The following is a 17,813-nucleotide window of genomic DNA, read 5'->3' as shown; positions in this document are numbered from 1 at the left end:
ATCAGTTTCTTTCAGCGGCTTCTATGGTATTGACCAGCAGCATGGTGATGGTCATGGGGCCGACACCACCCGGTACCGGCGTAATATAACCTGCAACCTCGGTGCTTGGCAGATAATCAACATCACCGCACAGCTTGCCTTCGTCATCACGGTTCATGCCGACGTCGATGACAACAGCACCTGGCTTGATCATGTCTGCCGTCACAATATTGCGCTTGCCGGTGGCAACAACCAGGATGTCGGCATTGCGGGTGTGTGCGCCCAGATCGCGGGTCTTTGAATTGCAGATGGTGACGGTTGCGCCCGCTTGCAAGAGCAGCATGGCCTGCGGTTTGCCGACAATATTGGACGCACCGACCACAACAGCGTTGGCGCCACGCACTGGGTAATTGATCGATTCCAGCATTTTCATCACGCCGTAAGGTGTACATGGGCGGAACAGTGGTTGCCCCGTCATTAGCAGACCGGCGTTGCTGATATGGAAACCGTCAACGTCCTTGTCCGCGGCAATGGCTTCGATCACCTTGTTGGCATTGATATGGGCTGGCAGCGGCAGCTGTACCAGGATACCGTTGATTTTTGCATCATTGTTCAAGCGTGCGATATGGTCCAGCAAGGCCGCTTCTGTCAGATTTGCATCATATTTTTCCAAAACGGAGTAAAAACCGCAGTCTTCACAAGCCTTGACCTTGTTCCTGACATATACCTGTGACGCGGGATTTTCACCGACAAGAATGACGGCCAGACCAGGCTGCTTTCCTTTTGCGGTCAGCGCTGCGGCACGCTGGGTCACATCGGCGCGAATTTGTTGAGATAGCTGGGTTCCACTGATAATTTGGGCAGTCATGATGAACGATCGTTAGTGAGAGAGAAAGCATGATTATAAAGGATGGCGGGGTGCTGGCTCATTTGCAATGGCGGTCATTACGGGAGATGGCTTTTTTTCTACTTTCCAGGCGTAAAGAATTGTCTTATTGGAAATCAGGTAAATCATATGGCATTACAGATGTGTAAGTAAATTTTCTTGTTTGGTTATGTATGTGGTCTGGTCTGTTGTTTTCTGTCTGCATTTCTTGTGTAGTGATTGACTTCAAATTTCAAGAATGGCTTCATAGCATTTGTGAAAATTAATTTTCAAAATGTTTTTCATATTGGCAGGTAAAAGAGCCAGGAAGCAATACCAAGAAATCCACAGGAGAGAGATATGTTGAAAGAAAAAGTATTATCAAGATCGCTGCGCATCATGTTTTCCGGCGGCTTGATGGTGACAGCAGGCATGCTGGCACAACCTGCATTTGCGCAAGAGGAAGCGAAAGTGCAGAGGGTGGAAGTGACCGGTACCAGCATCAAGCGTGCTGAGGCCGAAACAGCGTCCCCGATTCAAATCATCAGTCGTGCTGACATCGACAAGGCTGGCAAGACCACAGTCGCAGAATACCTGCAAACCCTGACGTCTGATGGCGCCGGTTCCTTGCCTACCAGTTTCGGTAACGGTTTTGCTGCAGGTTCCACCGCAATTTCCCTGCGTGGTCTGGGCGCAACGTCGACACTGGTATTGCTGAATGGCCGCCGCATGGCGCAGTTCGGTCGTGCTGATGATGGTCAAAAAGCTTTCACAGACATCTCCACCGTTCCTATGGAAGTGGTTGAGCGTATCGAAATCCTGAAAGATGGTGCATCTTCCATCTATGGTGCAGACGCGATCGCCGGTGTGGTCAACATCATCCTGAAAAAGAACTATGAAGGCGTGACTGTCAGCGCGTCTGCCGGCACATCCGGTTCCCGTGATGCCAACCAGGCCAAAGCCTCCATCACTGCAGGTTTTGGTAACCTGGAAAAAGACAAGTACAACATCATCATCAACGCTGAAGCGTACAAATCCAATGAGTTGATGAATTCCGAGCGTCATGACCGTGACTGGATCGGTACTGGCGACTGGCGCCCCTGGGGTTACCCTATGGTGACGGTAGGGTCTTTCACATCCGGCTATATCGCCGGCAACAACAGCGCCCAGCCTAATCCGGCCGGCTCCCTGCGCGATCCTAAGACACTGAATTATGTATCCCTGCCAGGCTGCTCGACCCTGTCGGCAACCAAAGTGCAGGACCCAGGTGGCGGCTGCCTCTGGTATGCTGACCAGTTCCGCACCATGCTGCCACAAATTGATGGTGTGAACCTGTTCTCACGTGGCACATGGCAGATCAATGATGATCTGCAAGCCTATGCTGAATTCGGTTATTCCCAGCGCAAGGCAGCGTTCACAGTAACGCCACCATCCACTTCGGCGAACGTATTCTTCCCGTCCTCTCCGAGCAACCTCAGCGGCAACATCAATTATGGCAATACCATTTTGATGTCTGCATCGCATCCGCAAAACCCATACGGTGCCGATGTCCGTCTGCGTTACTCCATGTTCGACGTTGGCGCCAACCGCCGTATTGCTGACAATTCCTTCTACCGTGCTGTCGTTGGCCTGAAAGGCACGATGGCAGGTTGGGATTTCGACACGGCTATTCTGCATTCCGAATCCAAGCTGCACCTCGACTACACCAACATGATCAACATGAACGTGTTGAAGGCAGCCTTGGGCGATCCTAAGAGCCCTTACTTCCCGTACTATATCGGCACACAGGCCAGCAAGAACAATCCTGCCCTGTATGCAGCCATGGTCAAGACTGCGACTCTGGATGCACCGACAAAAATGGACATCATCGACTTCAAGGCATCCCGTGAATTGATGGCTTTGCCTGGCGGTATGATGGGTCTGGCGGTAGGTGCTGAATATCGTAAAGAATCTTACGACATGCCTTCCCTGGATGGCAGCAAAGACGGTTCCATCAACAGCAGCTATGTCGCTGCCAAGGGTGACGAATCTGTTTCTGCGATTTATGCAGAATTGCTGGCACCAGTCGTCAAGACAGTGGAATTGTCTGGCGCCCTGCGTTACGACAAATACTCCCACTTCTCTTCCGTGACACCAAAAGTCGGCGCCAAGTGGACACCGGTGAAAACATTCGCCTTGCGCGGTACCTACTCTGAAGGTTTCCGTGCACCAAGCGCACCTGAATCCGGTACAGAAAGCTTCAGTGCAGGTACAGCAGCAGTACGCGATCCGGTTCGCTGCCCTAACGGCACACCACTGCCAGGTGCGCAAGCTTCTGACTGCAACACCACCTTCACAGGCGCCAAAGTTGGCAATCCTAACCTGCAACCAGAAAAATCCAAAGGCTACACCCTGGGTATGGTGTGGGATCCACTGCCAGATACAAGTTTTGCAGTTGATGGCTGGTTGATTCGTCGCAACAACGAAATCAACTCCATGTCCTTCCAGACAGCCGCGTCCTTGCCTGGCGTACTGCGTCAGGACAACAACCTGACTGTCAATGGCGCGATCCTGCCAAATTCCGGCACATTGATTGGCGGTCCAGCACCTTATGCCAACTCCAGCTACACCGAAGTCAAGGGTGTGGATCTGAACGCCAAGCAGCGTTTCAACCTGGGTGAGTACGGCAAGCTGACAGCTGACGTCAACTGGACACATGTCATCTCCTGGTTGCGCGTTGATGGCGCCATTCAGCATCAATATGCAGGCACACACGGTAACTGCGACACATCCAATTGCGCAGGTACACCAAAAGACAAAGTCAACTTTGTACTGGGTTGGGACCGTGGTCCATGGAATGTGACTGGCGTTGTCAGCTATCGCGGCTCCATGAAGAACATCCCAGAAGAAGGCCAGCCATGCGCCAACAAGTTTGCTGACGGCACTGAAGCGCCAGCAGGCTGCACACTGGCATCCTTCACGACACTGGATGTATCTTTCCGCTACAAAGCCATGAAGAACCTGGAAATCTTTGGCTCCATCGCCAACCTGTTTGACAAGGTTGCACCGCTGGATCCTCTGACTTACGGCTCCATGGGTTACAACCCAATGGACGGCAGCGGCGCAATTGGCCGCTACTTCAAAGTTGGCCTGAAATACCAATTCAAATAACACCTAATCAAATAGGTTCACAATCCAGCCCGGCTGGATTGCGCTGATGAAGCGATAAAGAGCGATGAGAAATCATCGCTCTTTTTTTATCGTCGTACCCGCCGTCAATGATGAGTTTGACGGTGAACAATTTTTGTCTGACTTTATGCTTGTTTTCAGACAATGCCGTTGGCTAAAAAACGGCCCAACCCGTAGAATGCAATCTTTTTAACGCGACTGTTGGCGACTGCGCGGAAAATTTTCATGCGCATCACATGACTTTTAGGGAAACATCCATGCAATTTAGCGAAATTCTGTCCACCATGCCTGCCATTGATCACCTGGCTGCCATTCAATTATTTGATGGCGCAACACTGGTCGCACAAATAGATAACAAGCCGGGCTCTGCTGGTACCGTGCGCGTCTATCATGCCCTGTTGCAGGAATTTGCCGAAATCAATACCGCAGCCGCTGCAAAGGGCCTGCAGTTGTATGCTGAACATACGACAGATGCCAGGGCTTTCCCGGGCAAGCACCCGAATATTGATCGCCTGCTGGTATTGCTGGCAGATGCTTCTGGCAGCAAGAAACTGACCGGGAAATTGATCCTGCATTGATTGTGCATTGGTGGGTAATGCAAGGGACGGATCTGTCCTGATTGGCGAAGCGGGATTTTCCCGCAGATTTCTTGCGCTTCAACGACTAGTAAACCACATGATTTCATTTGCTTTCACATGCGGTAAATTTTCTCAATCTTTATGAAAAACATCAAAAAACTCACCTCCTTTCTGTTGCTGTCTTTGCTTTTGACAGGCTGTGGCGGCGGTTCGGGTGGCGGTGCCGGACCAAGTACGAATACAAGTACTAATACGGGCACAAATACAGGTACATCGACCACCAATTCAGGCAATCCAGCTGACACGTTACCGGTAGTATCCAACGATGGTGGCTTGAGCTTTACGCCATCCAGTCTGACGGCGACTATTCTGCCTTATGAAAATAAAACCTTGTCGCTTGATATACGCGCGAACCGCAATTTCCCGGATGTGGTGAATGTCGCGATCATCGACACAACAGGTGTCATTACTGACGACATCAGGATTAAGGCTGTTGATAAATACAATTACCAGGCAAGTGTCACGACTAGAAGCCTCAAGCCGGGCAGATATAGCGGCATACTGGAAGTGAGATTATGCAAGGACAGTCCCTATAGTTGTGCGCAGCCGCATGAAGGCTCGCCCTGGAAGCTGCCATACAGCTTTGAAGTAAGAGCGCCAAGTATTACGATCAGCCCAGCGGAGATCACCGCATCCTTTGTTCCTGCCGAAGAAAAGTCATTTGAGCTTGAAATCAGAAGTGAAGCAGGCATTGATTTCATCAATCGTGTTGGTGTCAGTGTCATCGATCCTGCCGGTTTGCTGACCAATGGTAATTCAGTGACCAGGGTCGATAAAAATACCATACGCACCACTGTAAGGATGACTTCAAAACCGCCAGTGGGCAAATATGTGGGGGCGCTGGAAGTACGCCTGTGCGGAGGGAATATTAATTCATGTGATTTCCCCTATCAAATCAACCCCTGGAAAATACCCTACAATCTGGAAGTAAAAACGAATAGCAGCACACTGTCACCTACGCCGGGCGCGACCGACTGGAATGGCTACCAGGGCAATGTGGCACATACAGGTTACGTGCCGGTCACGCTGAATGTGAATGCCTTTTCACCGCGATTCCTGTTTGAGATCGACAGCAAATACATGGCGCAGGGGCTGATCAGTACGCAGGGTGACACAGTCTATTTCTCGGCACAGGCAGCAAATGGCGGAAATGGTGGTGCGGTATTCGCTGTTAATGAATCTGATGGTAAGGTCAAATGGACGTTTCCGGTTGCTGATGGCTGGATAAACCCACCTGCCGCGCAAAACGGCAAAGTCTATTTCATGAGTACGGGCGGCATGCAAAGCTCGGGTTTGTGGATGCTGGATCAATCCAATGGCAATAGATTGGGTAAAACGAACGTCATCACAACAAGCAGCTATTTTTATGCGCCAGTGGTCGATGGGCAAACTGTTTTCAGCCGGGATGGAGCACAGAGTCAGTTCTTGTCCAGTTCGTCGGCGGATACACTGAGCAGCAACTGGAGTTTTGCATCCGTTAATACGGATGCACTCTGGTCGCCAGCAGTAGACACCAGTTACGTCTATATGTTTGTCCCCAAGGGGAATACTATCGGGCCAGGCGGATTGGCGATGATTAATCGTCAAACCGGCAAGCAGACGACGCTGATCGCCGCACCTGATATCCAGGCTTCAATGACCAGGGTGGAGCCAACCTTGTGTGACGGCGGGAATTTATTGATTGCAAGTAATGGATTGAGTCTGGTGAACTTTGATCTGGCTTCGCAAAAAATTAAATGGACCGTCAAAGATACGTTTTATAGTAATCCTGTTTGTGCTGGTTCCACCCTGTACATCCTCAATGGATATAGCGTTGATGCCCGCTCTCTCAGCACCGGGGCTTTGCTGTGGCAGTGGAAATTTCCGGATGGCGTTTACTATGACCAAAAGCCGATTGGTGCCAATGGCTATCTGCAAAACATGATTGTTACCAACAATGTTTTACTGGTTGGTTCTTTTAGTTTTGTATTTGCTGTCGATTTGAGTAATCATCAGACGGTGTGGTCTTATCCACGAGGCGGGGATCTGGCCCTGTCTAAAAATGGCATTCTTTATGTGAACAAAGGCACCAGCGGTTATGGCAGCTTTATGGCGTTCAATACCAAATAACCAGTAATAGTCCGCAATTGTCTGTATAGGCAGGTACCTGTGCGTACCTGCCTTTAAGAAACTGCTTGCGATATGACTGTTGATTTAATGCGGACTTAATCTGAACTTACTGCGCGGACGTGATGAGGCTCATGCGCAGTAAGGTGGTAAGCAGAATCAATGCATAGTCAATGGATTAGATGACTGTTCTGACATGATGGAGCGATATGAAAATGCTGCGCCGCAGCTTAAATCCCACAATATGGAATTATATATCGCTATATGAATATAGAAATTTATCCGTTTTAACCGTGTGTCTGTGCTGTGATTGATGTAATTGGCGGAGATCTGTTGATTTGCACTGAAAATTGACCCACTTTGCTGGATAAATTGCATCTAAATTTGACCCACGTTTAGCACACAATCCTACTTATCTTGATGAGTAGGGAGCAGGAGTGATTGACGTGGCATTACTAGGTATTATTCGACGCTGGCACATTCGTGACCAGATTCCATTACGGGAGATCGCCAGACGATTGGGCATCTCTCGCAACACAGTTCGACGCTATCTGCGCTCTGAAGTCACAGAGCCAGCCTATGCAGAGCGACAAACAGCCAGTGCCATCGATAAATATGCATTGCAGCTTTCAAGCTGGCTTAAAACCGAAGCGAGTAAAAATCGTAAGCAGCGGCGCAGTCTAAAGCAGCTTCACTTGGATCTGAAAGAATTGGGATTTGAGGGGTCGTATGACCGGGTGGCAGCCTTCGCCAGGAAGTGGAAGGTGGATCAAACTGATAGGGTCAATTCAGCTAGCAAACGAACAGAATGTGGTTTTCTTGTACGTAATGTTATCACGGTTATTTAGTCTATTAAACATTCAACATTAGACGTACGATCCAACATTTTTTATGTTCGCGCTGGAATTTTTTGTAAAACCTTGCGTAGAGGTTATATTGCGATAAGCGTTTCCGATCAGATAGGTCGTTATTTTCTTAAGAATAAAAATTTCATTTGTTGATTTTTATAAGGAAAATTTTTTCTTTTGTGTGATTTGCAGCACTTTTCCGTAACTGCAAACAAGTATTTGATAGATCTTTCATATTGCTGCTGGCTGTTGGAGCCGTTGTATCAAGATCATGGAAGGTATATAGAACACGCGCACGTCAGTGGCGCACTTAAAAACCGCTCTTGCCTATGCCTAGGAGAGTGGTTTTTTATTTTTCCTTGGTGAGAGATAGGGAATAAGTTAGCCATAATCTGGCGATATAAAGGTTTTCGTGCAGTTTAAAAAATGCTGCGTTGCAGCTTAAATTTCACAATATGAAAACATATATCGCTATTTGAAAAAATAAAAAGTCCTGTTAAAATGCTTGCGATAACGAAAAACTAGCCGTAATTTGTCGATTCGCCCACGCGCGTTTCACCCAAACGCGCACCAACAGGAGACCCACTCTATGTCACCCCAGATTGACCAGGTGCTGGCCCAGGCCGCCAATGATCCAGATGTAGTTGAAACGAACGAGTGGCTGGATGCGCTCGAAGCCGTCATAGAGAACGAAGGGCCAGAACGGGCTCATTACCTGATGGAGCGCATGGTTGACCTGGCGCGTCGTCGTGGTGCCCATATTCCTTTTTCCAGCAATACCGCCTATGTGAATACCATTCCGGCGGACCAGGGCGAGCATTGCCCGGGTAACCTGGAAATTGAAGAGCGCCTGCGCTCTTATATGCGCTGGAACGCCATGGCCATGGTGGTCAAGGCTAACCGTCTTGACGGTGATCTTGGCGGTCACCTGTCCAGCTTTGCCTCGCTGGCGAATATGCTGGGCATAGGCTTCAACCATTTCTGGCATGCGCCGACGGAAGATCACGGTGGCGATCTGTTGTACATACAAGGCCATTCTTCCCCCGGTATCTATGCACGCGCCTTCCTCGAAGGCCGCCTGACTGAAGACCAGTTGCTGCATTTCCGTCGCGAAGTCGATGGCAAGGGCCTGTCGTCTTATCCGCATCCAAAACTGATGCCTGATTTCTGGCAATTCCCTACTGTCTCCATGGGCCTGGGCCCGCTGATGGCGATTTACCAGGCGCGCTTTTTGAAATACCTGCATGCACGCGGTATTGCCGACACAGAAAAACGCAAGGTCTGGGCATTCTGCGGTGATGGTGAGATGGACGAACCAGAATCCATGGGTGCGATCGGCATGGCTGGTCGCGAGCAGCTCGACAACCTGGTCATTGTCGTCAACTGTAACCTGCAACGTCTGGATGGCCCGGTACGTGGCAATGGCAAGATCATCCAGGAACTGGAATCTGATTTCCGTGGCGCTGGCTGGAACGTCGTCAAGGTCATCTGGGGCAGCGGCTGGGATGAATTGCTGGCCAAAGACAAAGACGGCATCCTGCAAAAAGTGATGATGGAAACCGTCGATGGTGAATATCAGAACTACAAAGCCAAGGACGGTGCCTATGTACGCGCCAACTTCTTTGGCAAACATCCTAAATTGCTGGAAATGGTCAGCAAGATGTCGGATGATGATATCTGGCGTCTGACCCGTGGCGGTCATGACCCACACAAGATTTACGCAGCATTCAAGGTCGCCCAGGAAAACAAGGGCCAGCCTACCGTTATCCTGGCCAAGAGCGTCAAGGGCTTTGGCTTTGGCAAATCCGGCGAAGCACGCAATACGGCACACAACACCAAAAAGCTCGACGACGAAGCCATCAAGGCTTTGCGCGACCGCTTCCAGTTGCCCATCTCTGATGAGCAACTGCCAGCTATTCCTTTCTTCAAACCGGCTGATGACACGCCAGAAATGCAATACCTGCAAGAGCGTCGCAAGGCGCTTGGCGGTTATTTGCCACAACGCCGTCAAAAGGCCGATGAAGCACTGGTCGTGCCAGAATTGACTGCCTTCCAGGCCATGCTGGAGCCCACTGCCGAAGGTCGTGAAATCTCTACGACTGCTGCTTATGTGCGTATCCTGACTGCTTTGTTGCGTGATGCCAGCATAGGCCCGCGCGTAGTCCCTATCATGGTCGATGAATCCCGTACCTTTGGTATGGAAGGCCTGTTCCGTCAGATCGGTATTTTCAGCCAGGTTGGTCAGTTGTATGAGCCTGTCGATAAAGACCAGGTCATGTACTATCGTGAAGACAAGGCTGGTCAGATTTTGCAGGAAGGTATCAATGAAGCCGGTGGCATGAGTTCATGGATCGCTGCGGCGACTTCGTACTCGACCAATAACCGCGTCATGATCCCGTTCTACACTTACTACTCCATGTTCGGTCTGCAACGCATAGGCGACCTGGCCTGGGCGGCTGGTGACATGCGCGCCCGCGGCTTCCTGCTCGGTGGCACGGCTGGCCGTACGACACTCAATGGCGAAGGCTTGCAGCATGAAGATGGTCACAGCCACGTACTGGCATCGACCATCCCTAACTGCGTACCTTACGATCCTACCTTTGCACATGAAGTCGCCGTCATCATGCATGATGGCCTGCGCCGCATGGTGACCGACCAGGAAGACGTGTTCTACTACATCACCCTGATGAATGAAAACTATAGCCATCCAGGTTTGAAAGCTGGACAGGAAGAGGGCATCATCAAAGGTCTGTACCAGTTGCAAAAATCAGAGCAGACCACCAAGCACCGCGTGCAACTGATGGGCTCAGGCACCATCCTGCGTGAAGTGATTGCTGCTGCTGATCTGCTGCAAAATGACTGGGGTATTGCTGCCGACGTCTGGTCTGCACCATCCTTCACTTTGCTCGCGCGTGATGGCCAGGATGTCGAACGCTGGAACATGTTGCACCCGACCGCAGAACCACGCGTACCATACATCGCCCAATGCCTGAAAGACACAACTGGTCCTATCGTTGTATCGACAGACTATATGCGTACCTTTGCTGAACAGGTACGTGCCTTCATACCAAAAGACCGTAGCTACAAAGTCCTGGGTACGGATGGTTTTGGTCGCTCTGATTCACGTGCCAAATTGCGTGAGTTCTTTGAGGTCAACCGCTACTTCGTCGTTATCGCTGCATTGAAAACACTGGCGGATGAAGGTGCATTGTCTGCATCCGTGGTGGCGCAGGCGATTGCCAAGTACGGTATCGATGCAGATAAGCCTAATCCGGTTACTGTGTAATTTTACGTCTGACACCCACTAACATTTCCTGTCCTTTTTGTAGGGCAGGATAAGTGTGAAGACGGTTGAATGAAACCTTGTCTTTACCCCAACCGCCCTGCAAGATAGCAGGGCGACTATGGAGAAAACTATGAGTAGCGTAGAAGTCAAAGTACCGGATATTGGTGATTTCAAGGAAGTTGAAGTCATTGAGCTGATGGTAAAAGTCGGCGACACCATCAAGGTGGATCAGTCACTGATCACCGTAGAATCGGATAAAGCCAGCATGGAAATACCATCCAGCCATGCCGGTGTGGTCACAGAAATTAAAGTCAAAGTCGGCGACAAGGTTGCTGAAGGTTCTTTGCTGGTCGTGGTTGATGCTGCAGCTGCAGCTGCAGCAAGTGCAGCGCCAGCGGCGGCTCCGGTAGCCACAGCTGCTGCTCCAGCGCCTGTAGCTGTAACACCTGCGCCAGCAGCCCCTGCATCTGCTCCAGTCGCCGCGGCTGCTGCACCGGCACCGGTTGCTCCCGTCGCAACAGCCAGCGCAGGCAAGGCCCATGCCTCACCGTCGATACGCAAGTTTGCGCGTGAACTCGGTGTTGACTTGAGCCGCGTTGCCGGTTCCGGTCAAAAAGGCCGCATCACACAAGAAGACGTGCAAAACTTCGTCAAGGGCATCATGGCGGGCAGTACTGCTGTTGCCGCAGTGGCTGCGCCAGTTGCCAAAAATGGCAGTGGCGTCGGTCTCGATGTATTGCCTTGGCCATCGCTGGACTTCAGCAAGTTTGGCGCGACCACGACTTCACCTTTGTCACGCATCAAAAAACTCAGCGGCCCTAACCTGCACCGCAACTGGGTCATGATCCCGCATGTGACGCAGTTTGATGAGGCCGATATTGGCGACCTGGAAGAGTTCCGCAAATCCTCTAACGAGGCACTGGTCAAGTCCGGCGTCAAGCTGACCATGCTGGCCTTTGTGATCAAGGCCAGCGTTGCGGCATTGAAAAAATTCCCGGCATTTAATTCTTCGCTTGATGCGACTGGTGAAAACCTGATCCTGAAGCAGTATTACAACATTGGTTTTGCAGCTGATACACCAAATGGCCTGGTGGTACCTGTGATCAAAAATGCAGATCAAAAAACCTTGTCGCAAATCGCGGTTGAAATGGGTGAGTTGTCTGCCCAGGCACGCGAAGGTAAGCTGAAACCTGCTGACATGCAGGGCGCGACCTTCACCATATCTTCACTCGGTGGTATCGGTGGCACGGCATTTACGCCTATCATCAATGCGCCTGAAGTGGCGATCCTTGGCTTGTCCAAGTCCAGCATCAAACCGGTCTGGGATGGCAAGCAATTCCAGCCACGTTTGATGTTGCCGCTGTCGCTGTCGTATGACCACCGCGTCATTGACGGTGCCATGGCTGCCAAGTTCACTGCTTATCTGGCCGATGTCCTGGCTGATTTGCGTAAAACCTTGCTGTGAACGGAGACCAGACGATGAGCACTATCGAAGTCAAAGTACCCGATATCGGTGATTTCAAGGAAGTTGAAGTCATAGAATTGCTGGTCAAGGTGGGTGACACCATCAAGGTCGATCAATCGCTGGTGACAGTGGAATCCGACAAGGCCAGTATGGAAATTCCTTCCAGCCACGCCGGCGTCATCAAGGAATTGAAAGTCAAACTTGGTGACAAGATTGCTGAAGGCAGTTTGTTACTGGTGATAGAAGCGGAGGGGGCTGCGGCAAGTGCAGCGCCTGTGGCTCAGGCCGCTCCCGCAGTTGCGACTGCTCCAGCACTGGCTCCTGCTGCCGCTGCGCCCGCTCCTGTGGTTGCAGCACCTGCCGGCATCGTCGAAGTCAAGGTACCTGATATTGGCGACTTCAAGGAAGTTGAAGTCATCGAAGTCATGGTCAAGGTCGGCGACAGCATCAAGGTAGACCAGTCGTTGATCACCGTAGAATCTGACAAAGCCAGTATGGAAATTCCATCCAGCCATGCTGGTGTCGTCAAGGAACTCAAGGTCAAGGTCGGTGACAAGGTTGCAGAAGGTAGCTTGTTGTTACTGGTTGAAGCCGCAGGCCAGGCAGCGTCTGCTCCTGTTGCTGCTGCTCCAGTAGCTGCTGCACCTGCTGCTCCAGTCGTCCCTGCGCCGATTGCCTCCGGTTACACCGGCAAGGTCGATGTCGAATGCGACATGATGGTATTGGGTGCTGGCCCTGGTGGTTATTCTGCCGCCTTCCGTTCTGCCGATCTGGGCATGAATACGGTATTGGTTGAGCGTTATTCCACGCTGGGTGGTGTCTGCCTCAATGTTGGCTGTATTCCATCCAAGGCGCTGCTGCACGTGGCCGCCGTGATTGATGAAACTGCGTCCATGGCAGCGCATGGCGTGACATTTGCCAAGCCAGAAATCGATATCGATAAACTGCGTGGCTACAAGGAAAGCGTCATCAAGAAAATGACGACTGGCCTGAATGGCATGGCAAAAGCCCGCAAGGTCAATGTAGTGCAGGGTGTAGGTCAGTTCCTCAGTCCTAATCACATTGAAGTTACTGCGGCTGACGGCAGTAAAAAGACAGTGCAGTTCAAGCAGGCGATTATTGCCGCTGGTTCTTCTGTCGTGAACCTGCCTTTCGTACCGGCTGACCCACGCATTGTCGATAGTACAGGTGCGCTGGAATTGCGCCAGATACCAAAACGCATGCTGGTCATTGGTGGCGGTATCATCGGCCTCGAAATGGCAACCGTGTACTCCACCCTGGGTTCACGCATCGATGTCGTTGAAATGATGGACGGCCTCATGCAGGGGGCTGACCGCGATATGGTCAAGGTCTGGCAAAAATTCAATGAAAAACGTTTTGACAACATCATGTTGAAAACCAAAACGGTTGCTGTTGAAGCCCTGCCTGAGGGCATCAAGGTCACGTTCGAAGCCGCCGAAGCTGGCGCAACTGCACCCGCACCGCAAGTGTATGACCTGGTATTGGTGGCAGTGGGCCGCAGCCCTAACGGTAAGAAAATTGCTGCCGACAAGGCGGGCGTGGCCGTGACTGACCGTGGCTTCATCAATGTCGACAAGCAGATGCGCACCAATGTGCCGCATATCTTTGCGATTGGTGACCTGGTTGGCCAACCCATGCTGGCACACAAGGCCGTACATGAAGCCCATGTGGCAGCAGAAGCAGCGGCTGGTGAAAAAGCCTACTTTGATGCCAGCGTCATTCCATCGGTTGCCTATACCGACCCTGAAGTTGCATGGGTAGGTATGACAGAAGATGAAGCCAAGGCCAAAGGCGTCAAGCTTGAAAAAGGTCATTTCCCATGGGCAGCGTCTGGTCGTGCGGTAGCCAATGGCCGTGACGAAGGCTTCACCAAGTTGCTGTTCGATGCCGAGACCAAGCGCATCGTCGGTGGTGGCATCGTCGGCACACATGCCGGTGACATGATAGGTGAAATCGCCCTGGCCATCGAGATGGGTGCTGATGCAGTGGATATCGGCAAGACCATCCATCCACATCCTACCCTCGGTGAATCGATAGGCATGGCGGCTGAGGTGTATAAAGGCGTCTGTACAGACTTGCCGCCGCAGCGCAAAAAGTAAGTGAGTTTGGACCAAGGAAAGCCCTGATGCATAAAAAGCATCAGGGCTTTTTTGTCTCCATCGCCAGTGAACTATGGTTTTTTAGGAATCGCTGATTAAGCGTAGCGAACGGTGCTAGTTTGACGCATTGAAAACCCAGAAGCGCAGTCGTACTCCGGTACGACGACGAATTTGCAAAAACAGCAGGTTCAAAATCGTGTCGCGCAGTAGCATAATCAGTGGTTCCTTGAACTTGTTCTCCAAACAGTAGTCATATTGCTGCTTTTTGAGCTATCTTCAGATGTTGTTCAGAAGATAGTTTCGTAAAATCTGATCCAGGTTTCCTTAAAATAATATGACTACAGGTGGTGCAACCATGAAAACCTTTGTACGCAGCACGCTGGCTTTGGCGCTGGCATCTGCCTTTCTCCCGGCTCTTTCTGTCCACGCACAGGATAAAGCCACCCCGGCAACAACGGCTGCTAAAGTGGTTAAACCAGGGCAAAAAACAGCAGACCTGTTGCCCTTCCACGCGACGGAAAAGCTGCTGCAAAATGGCCTGAAAATCATCATCGTGCCTACGGGCTTGCCTAATATCATCTCGCTGCATATTCCAGTACAGACCGGCTCACGCAATGAAATAGAAGAGGGTAAATCCGGCTTTGCCCATTTCTTTGAGCATATGATGTTCCGTGGCACCAAAGAAATTCCGGCAGACAAGTACAAGGATATATTGACGGCCACTGGCGCAAGACAAAATGCCTATACCAGCGATGACCTGACCAATTACCATACAACCTTCTCCAAGGAAGACCTGGAAACCATGCTGCGTATAGAAGCAGACCGTTTCCAGAACTTGTCGTATAGCGAAGCCGATTTCAAGACAGAATCGCGTGCAGTACTGGGTGAATACAATAAAAATAGCGCCAACCCCATCAGCAAGCTGTTTGAAGTCATGCGCGATGCGGCTTACCAAAAGCATACCTACAAACACACGACCATGGGCTTTCTCAAGGATATTGAGGACATGCCCAATCAATATGCCTATTCCAAGGTGTTCTTTGACCGCTGGTATCGCCCGGAGCGCACCACTGTCATCATCGCCGGTGATGTAGAACCACAAAAGGCCATCGCCTTGGTCGAGAAGTACTGGGGTAAATGGCAGCGCGGCAAGGTGCAACCTGCTGTTCCGGCAGAACCACCGGCGACAGGCGCAATCTACAAACACGTACCATGGCCTAGCCCTACCTTGCCGTATGTGACCGTGGCCTTCCATGCACCAGCTTTTTCTGAAGTGAACAAGGAACATGCAGCCCTGCGTCTGCTGCTGAACCTGTCTTTCGGTTCCACCTCTGCCCTGAACAAGCGTTTGCAGCAGGATGAGCAAAAAGTCGATCAGTTATTTGACTATACGCCAGACAATGTCGATCCTGGTCTGGCGACCATAGGTGCGCGTGTCAAGAAGCCGGAAGATGTGGTGTATGTACGTGACGCGATCATGAAGACCGTTGCCAGCATTACCGCCAAACCATTGTCTGACAAGGAGGTGGCTGACGCCAAGTCAGCGCTCAAATACGGTGTCATACGCTCACTGGATAATACCGAGCAAATCGCTTCTACCCTGGTACGCTTTGTTCATTACAAGCGTTCTTACGCGACGATGAACCAGTTTTATCAGCTTATCGATAGCCTGACGCCAGCTGACTTGCAGGCCGCGGCGAAGAAGTACCTGACTGACGATAGCATGATCGTCACTACGTTGTCTAACTCAGCGCTGCCTGCCGAAGTGGCGCAGTTGCCCAAGCTGGCCAGCTTTGCTGACAAGAACACAGACAGCAAGCTCGACATGCTGGTACAAAAATCAGCCTTGCCTCAGATACGTTTCAAACTGGTGTTCAATGCCGGTTCCGCCAATGACCCGGCAGGCAAGGAAGGTCTGGCAGCCCTGACCGCAGCCATGGTCGATGCGGCCGGCTCCAAAGAACGCAAGATAGATGAAATCAAGAAAGCACTGTTCCCGCTGGCGGCCAGCTTCGGTAGCCAGACCGACAAGGAAATGACCACCTTCAGCGGTTCCATACACAAAGACAAATGGGATGAGCTGATCAATATCGCCTTGCCGCAGTTACTGGAACCAGGCTTCCGTGAAGAAGATTTCCGCCGTCTCAAGGATGCACAAAAAAATGCACTGACACTGGACCTGAAGGACAATAACGAAGAAGAACTCGCCAAAGAACGCCTGCAAACCAATGTGTTTGCTGCGTCCCCCTATGCCCACCCTGTATTGGGTACGATCAAAGGCTTGGATGCGATTACGTTGGATGATGTCAAACAGTTCTGGAAACAGGCGTATACCAGGGGTGCATTGAAGGTTGGTATCTCTGGTGACGTGACTGAAACCATGCAGGCTTCCTTGCAGCAAGCCCTGGCGAAATTGCCAGAAGGCGCGGGTATTGCACGCATTGCCGCACCTGTGGGTAAAGTCAGCAAGGGGCTGGAAGTGGAGATCATAGAGAAGAATACGCGAGCAACCGCTATCTCTCTGGGACAGCCCATCACGGTGACACGTGCTCATCCAGACTTTGCTGCCTTGTGGCTGGCCAAGACCTGGCTTGGCGAACATCGTGCCAGCTCTTCCCACCTGTACCAGCGCATACGCGAAGTACGTGGCATGAATTACGGCGACTATGCGTATATCGAAGCTTTCCCTGGCGGCATGTTCCAGTTCTTCCCAACTGCCAACAGGGCGCGTCAGTCACAACTGTTTGAAATCTGGATACGCCCGGTCGCGCCGGAAAATGCCCAGATGGCCATGCGTGTTGCACTGACTGAGTTCGACCGAATGGTCAACAAGGGTCTGAGCAAGGAAGAGTTCGAGATCACCCGTGCCTATCTGATGAAGAATGTCTTCATGATGACGGCGACACAAGATCAGCAGCTTGGCTATGCCCTGGATGCGCAATGGCATCACACACCTGAATTCACCAAGATGATGCGTGACAACCTGAGCAAGCTGACACTGGAAGATGTCAATACTGCCATCAAAAAGCACTTGTCGGCAGAAAACCTGTCCGTCGTCGTCATCGCCAAAGATGCTGCCGATCTGAAGGCAAAGCTGGTGGCAGATGCTGAGTCACCGATCAAGTACAATTCCGACAAACCGAAGGAATTGCTGGACGAAGACCAGGTCATAGGCAAGCGCAAACTGAATATTAAAACGGATGCTGTCACTATCACGCCTGCAAGCAAGGTGTTTGCTGAGTGAAGTCGGGTAGTTTCCCGTGGTAATGAAAAACCCTGCAATCTGCAAAGATCGCAGGGTTTTTCTCTTCTGACATTTACTTTATTTTTTGCCTCAA

General features: G+C 51.1%; 8 protein-coding genes and 1 pseudogene. 8 read left to right on the top strand and 1 reads right to left on the bottom strand.

The window, feature by feature from the left end; all coding sequences use genetic code 11:
* Position 1: 1 nt before the first annotated feature.
* The gene (gene folD / locus LZ463_RS08720) at positions 2-847 is read right to left on the bottom strand and encodes a bifunctional methylenetetrahydrofolate dehydrogenase/methenyltetrahydrofolate cyclohydrolase FolD (RefSeq protein WP_241455236.1); all 846 of its coding nucleotides are present in this window, start codon (positions 845-847) and stop codon (positions 2-4) included.
* Between the two features lie 357 nt (positions 848-1,204).
* Here folD and LZ463_RS08715 point away from each other — a divergent pair, with 357 nt between their 5' ends.
* The 8 genes and pseudogenes from LZ463_RS08715 to LZ463_RS08680 all read left to right on the top strand — a co-directional run bounded on the left by LZ463_RS08715 (position 1,205) and on the right by LZ463_RS08680 (position 17,719).
* Positions 1,205-3,994, top strand: a complete 2,790-nt coding sequence (locus tag LZ463_RS08715) for a TonB-dependent receptor (RefSeq protein WP_241455235.1) — start codon at positions 1,205-1,207, stop codon at positions 3,992-3,994.
* Between the two features lie 275 nt (positions 3,995-4,269).
* Positions 4,270-4,590, top strand: a complete 321-nt coding sequence (locus LZ463_RS08710) for a DUF2322 family protein (RefSeq protein WP_241455234.1) — start codon at positions 4,270-4,272, stop codon at positions 4,588-4,590.
* A gap of 141 nt (positions 4,591-4,731) precedes the next feature.
* Positions 4,732-6,759: an outer membrane protein assembly factor BamB family protein gene (locus LZ463_RS08705; RefSeq protein WP_241455233.1), complete on the top strand. Its 2,028-nt coding sequence runs from the start codon at positions 4,732-4,734 to the stop codon at positions 6,757-6,759.
* A gap of 434 nt (positions 6,760-7,193) precedes the next feature.
* Positions 7,194-7,532, top strand: a pseudogene (locus LZ463_RS08700) (helix-turn-helix domain-containing protein); the annotation flags it as partial.
* A gap of 661 nt (positions 7,533-8,193) precedes the next feature.
* On the top strand, positions 8,194-10,890 hold the full coding sequence (gene aceE / locus LZ463_RS08695) for a pyruvate dehydrogenase (acetyl-transferring), homodimeric type (protein WP_241455232.1): 2,697 nt from the start codon (positions 8,194-8,196) through the stop codon (positions 10,888-10,890).
* 97 nt (positions 10,891-10,987) lie between these two features.
* Positions 10,988-12,355 (top strand): dihydrolipoyllysine-residue acetyltransferase, encoded by a 1,368-nt coding sequence (gene aceF, locus LZ463_RS08690; RefSeq protein ID WP_277624004.1) that lies wholly within the window; start codon positions 10,988-10,990, stop codon positions 12,353-12,355.
* Between the two features lie 14 nt (positions 12,356-12,369).
* Entirely contained in the window at positions 12,370-14,475 is a 2,106-nt protein-coding gene (gene lpdA / locus LZ463_RS08685; protein ID WP_241455230.1) for a dihydrolipoyl dehydrogenase, read from the top strand.
* A 355-nt stretch (positions 14,476-14,830) separates the two neighbouring features.
* Positions 14,831-17,719, top strand: coding sequence for a M16 family metallopeptidase (locus LZ463_RS08680; RefSeq protein ID WP_241455229.1), 2,889 nt, complete (start codon positions 14,831-14,833; stop codon positions 17,717-17,719).
* Positions 17,720-17,813: the final 94 nt, after the last annotated feature.

Source organism: Undibacterium paludis (assembly GCF_022568815.1).
GTDB lineage: Bacteria > Pseudomonadota > Gammaproteobacteria > Burkholderiales > Burkholderiaceae_D > Undibacterium.
Note: the sequence above shows the minus strand (reverse complement) of the source record. Positions and strands in the feature narration are given on the sequence as shown.

Excerpts from the sequence above, each read along its gene's own strand:
- folD (WP_241455236.1), bottom strand. The coding sequence starts at position 847 with ATGACTGCCCAAATTATCAGTGGAACCCAGCTATCTCAACAAATTCGC.
- LZ463_RS08715 (WP_241455235.1), top strand. The coding sequence starts at position 1,205 with ATGTTGAAAGAAAAAGTATTATCAAGATCGCTGCGCATCATGTTTTCC.
- LZ463_RS08710 (WP_241455234.1), top strand. The coding sequence starts at position 4,270 with ATGCAATTTAGCGAAATTCTGTCCACCATGCCTGCCATTGATCACCTG.
- LZ463_RS08705 (WP_241455233.1), top strand. The coding sequence starts at position 4,732 with ATGAAAAACATCAAAAAACTCACCTCCTTTCTGTTGCTGTCTTTGCTT.
- aceE (WP_241455232.1), top strand. The coding sequence starts at position 8,194 with ATGTCACCCCAGATTGACCAGGTGCTGGCCCAGGCCGCCAATGATCCA.
- lpdA (WP_241455230.1), top strand. The coding sequence starts at position 12,370 with ATGAGCACTATCGAAGTCAAAGTACCCGATATCGGTGATTTCAAGGAA.
- LZ463_RS08680 (WP_241455229.1), top strand. The coding sequence starts at position 14,831 with ATGAAAACCTTTGTACGCAGCACGCTGGCTTTGGCGCTGGCATCTGCC.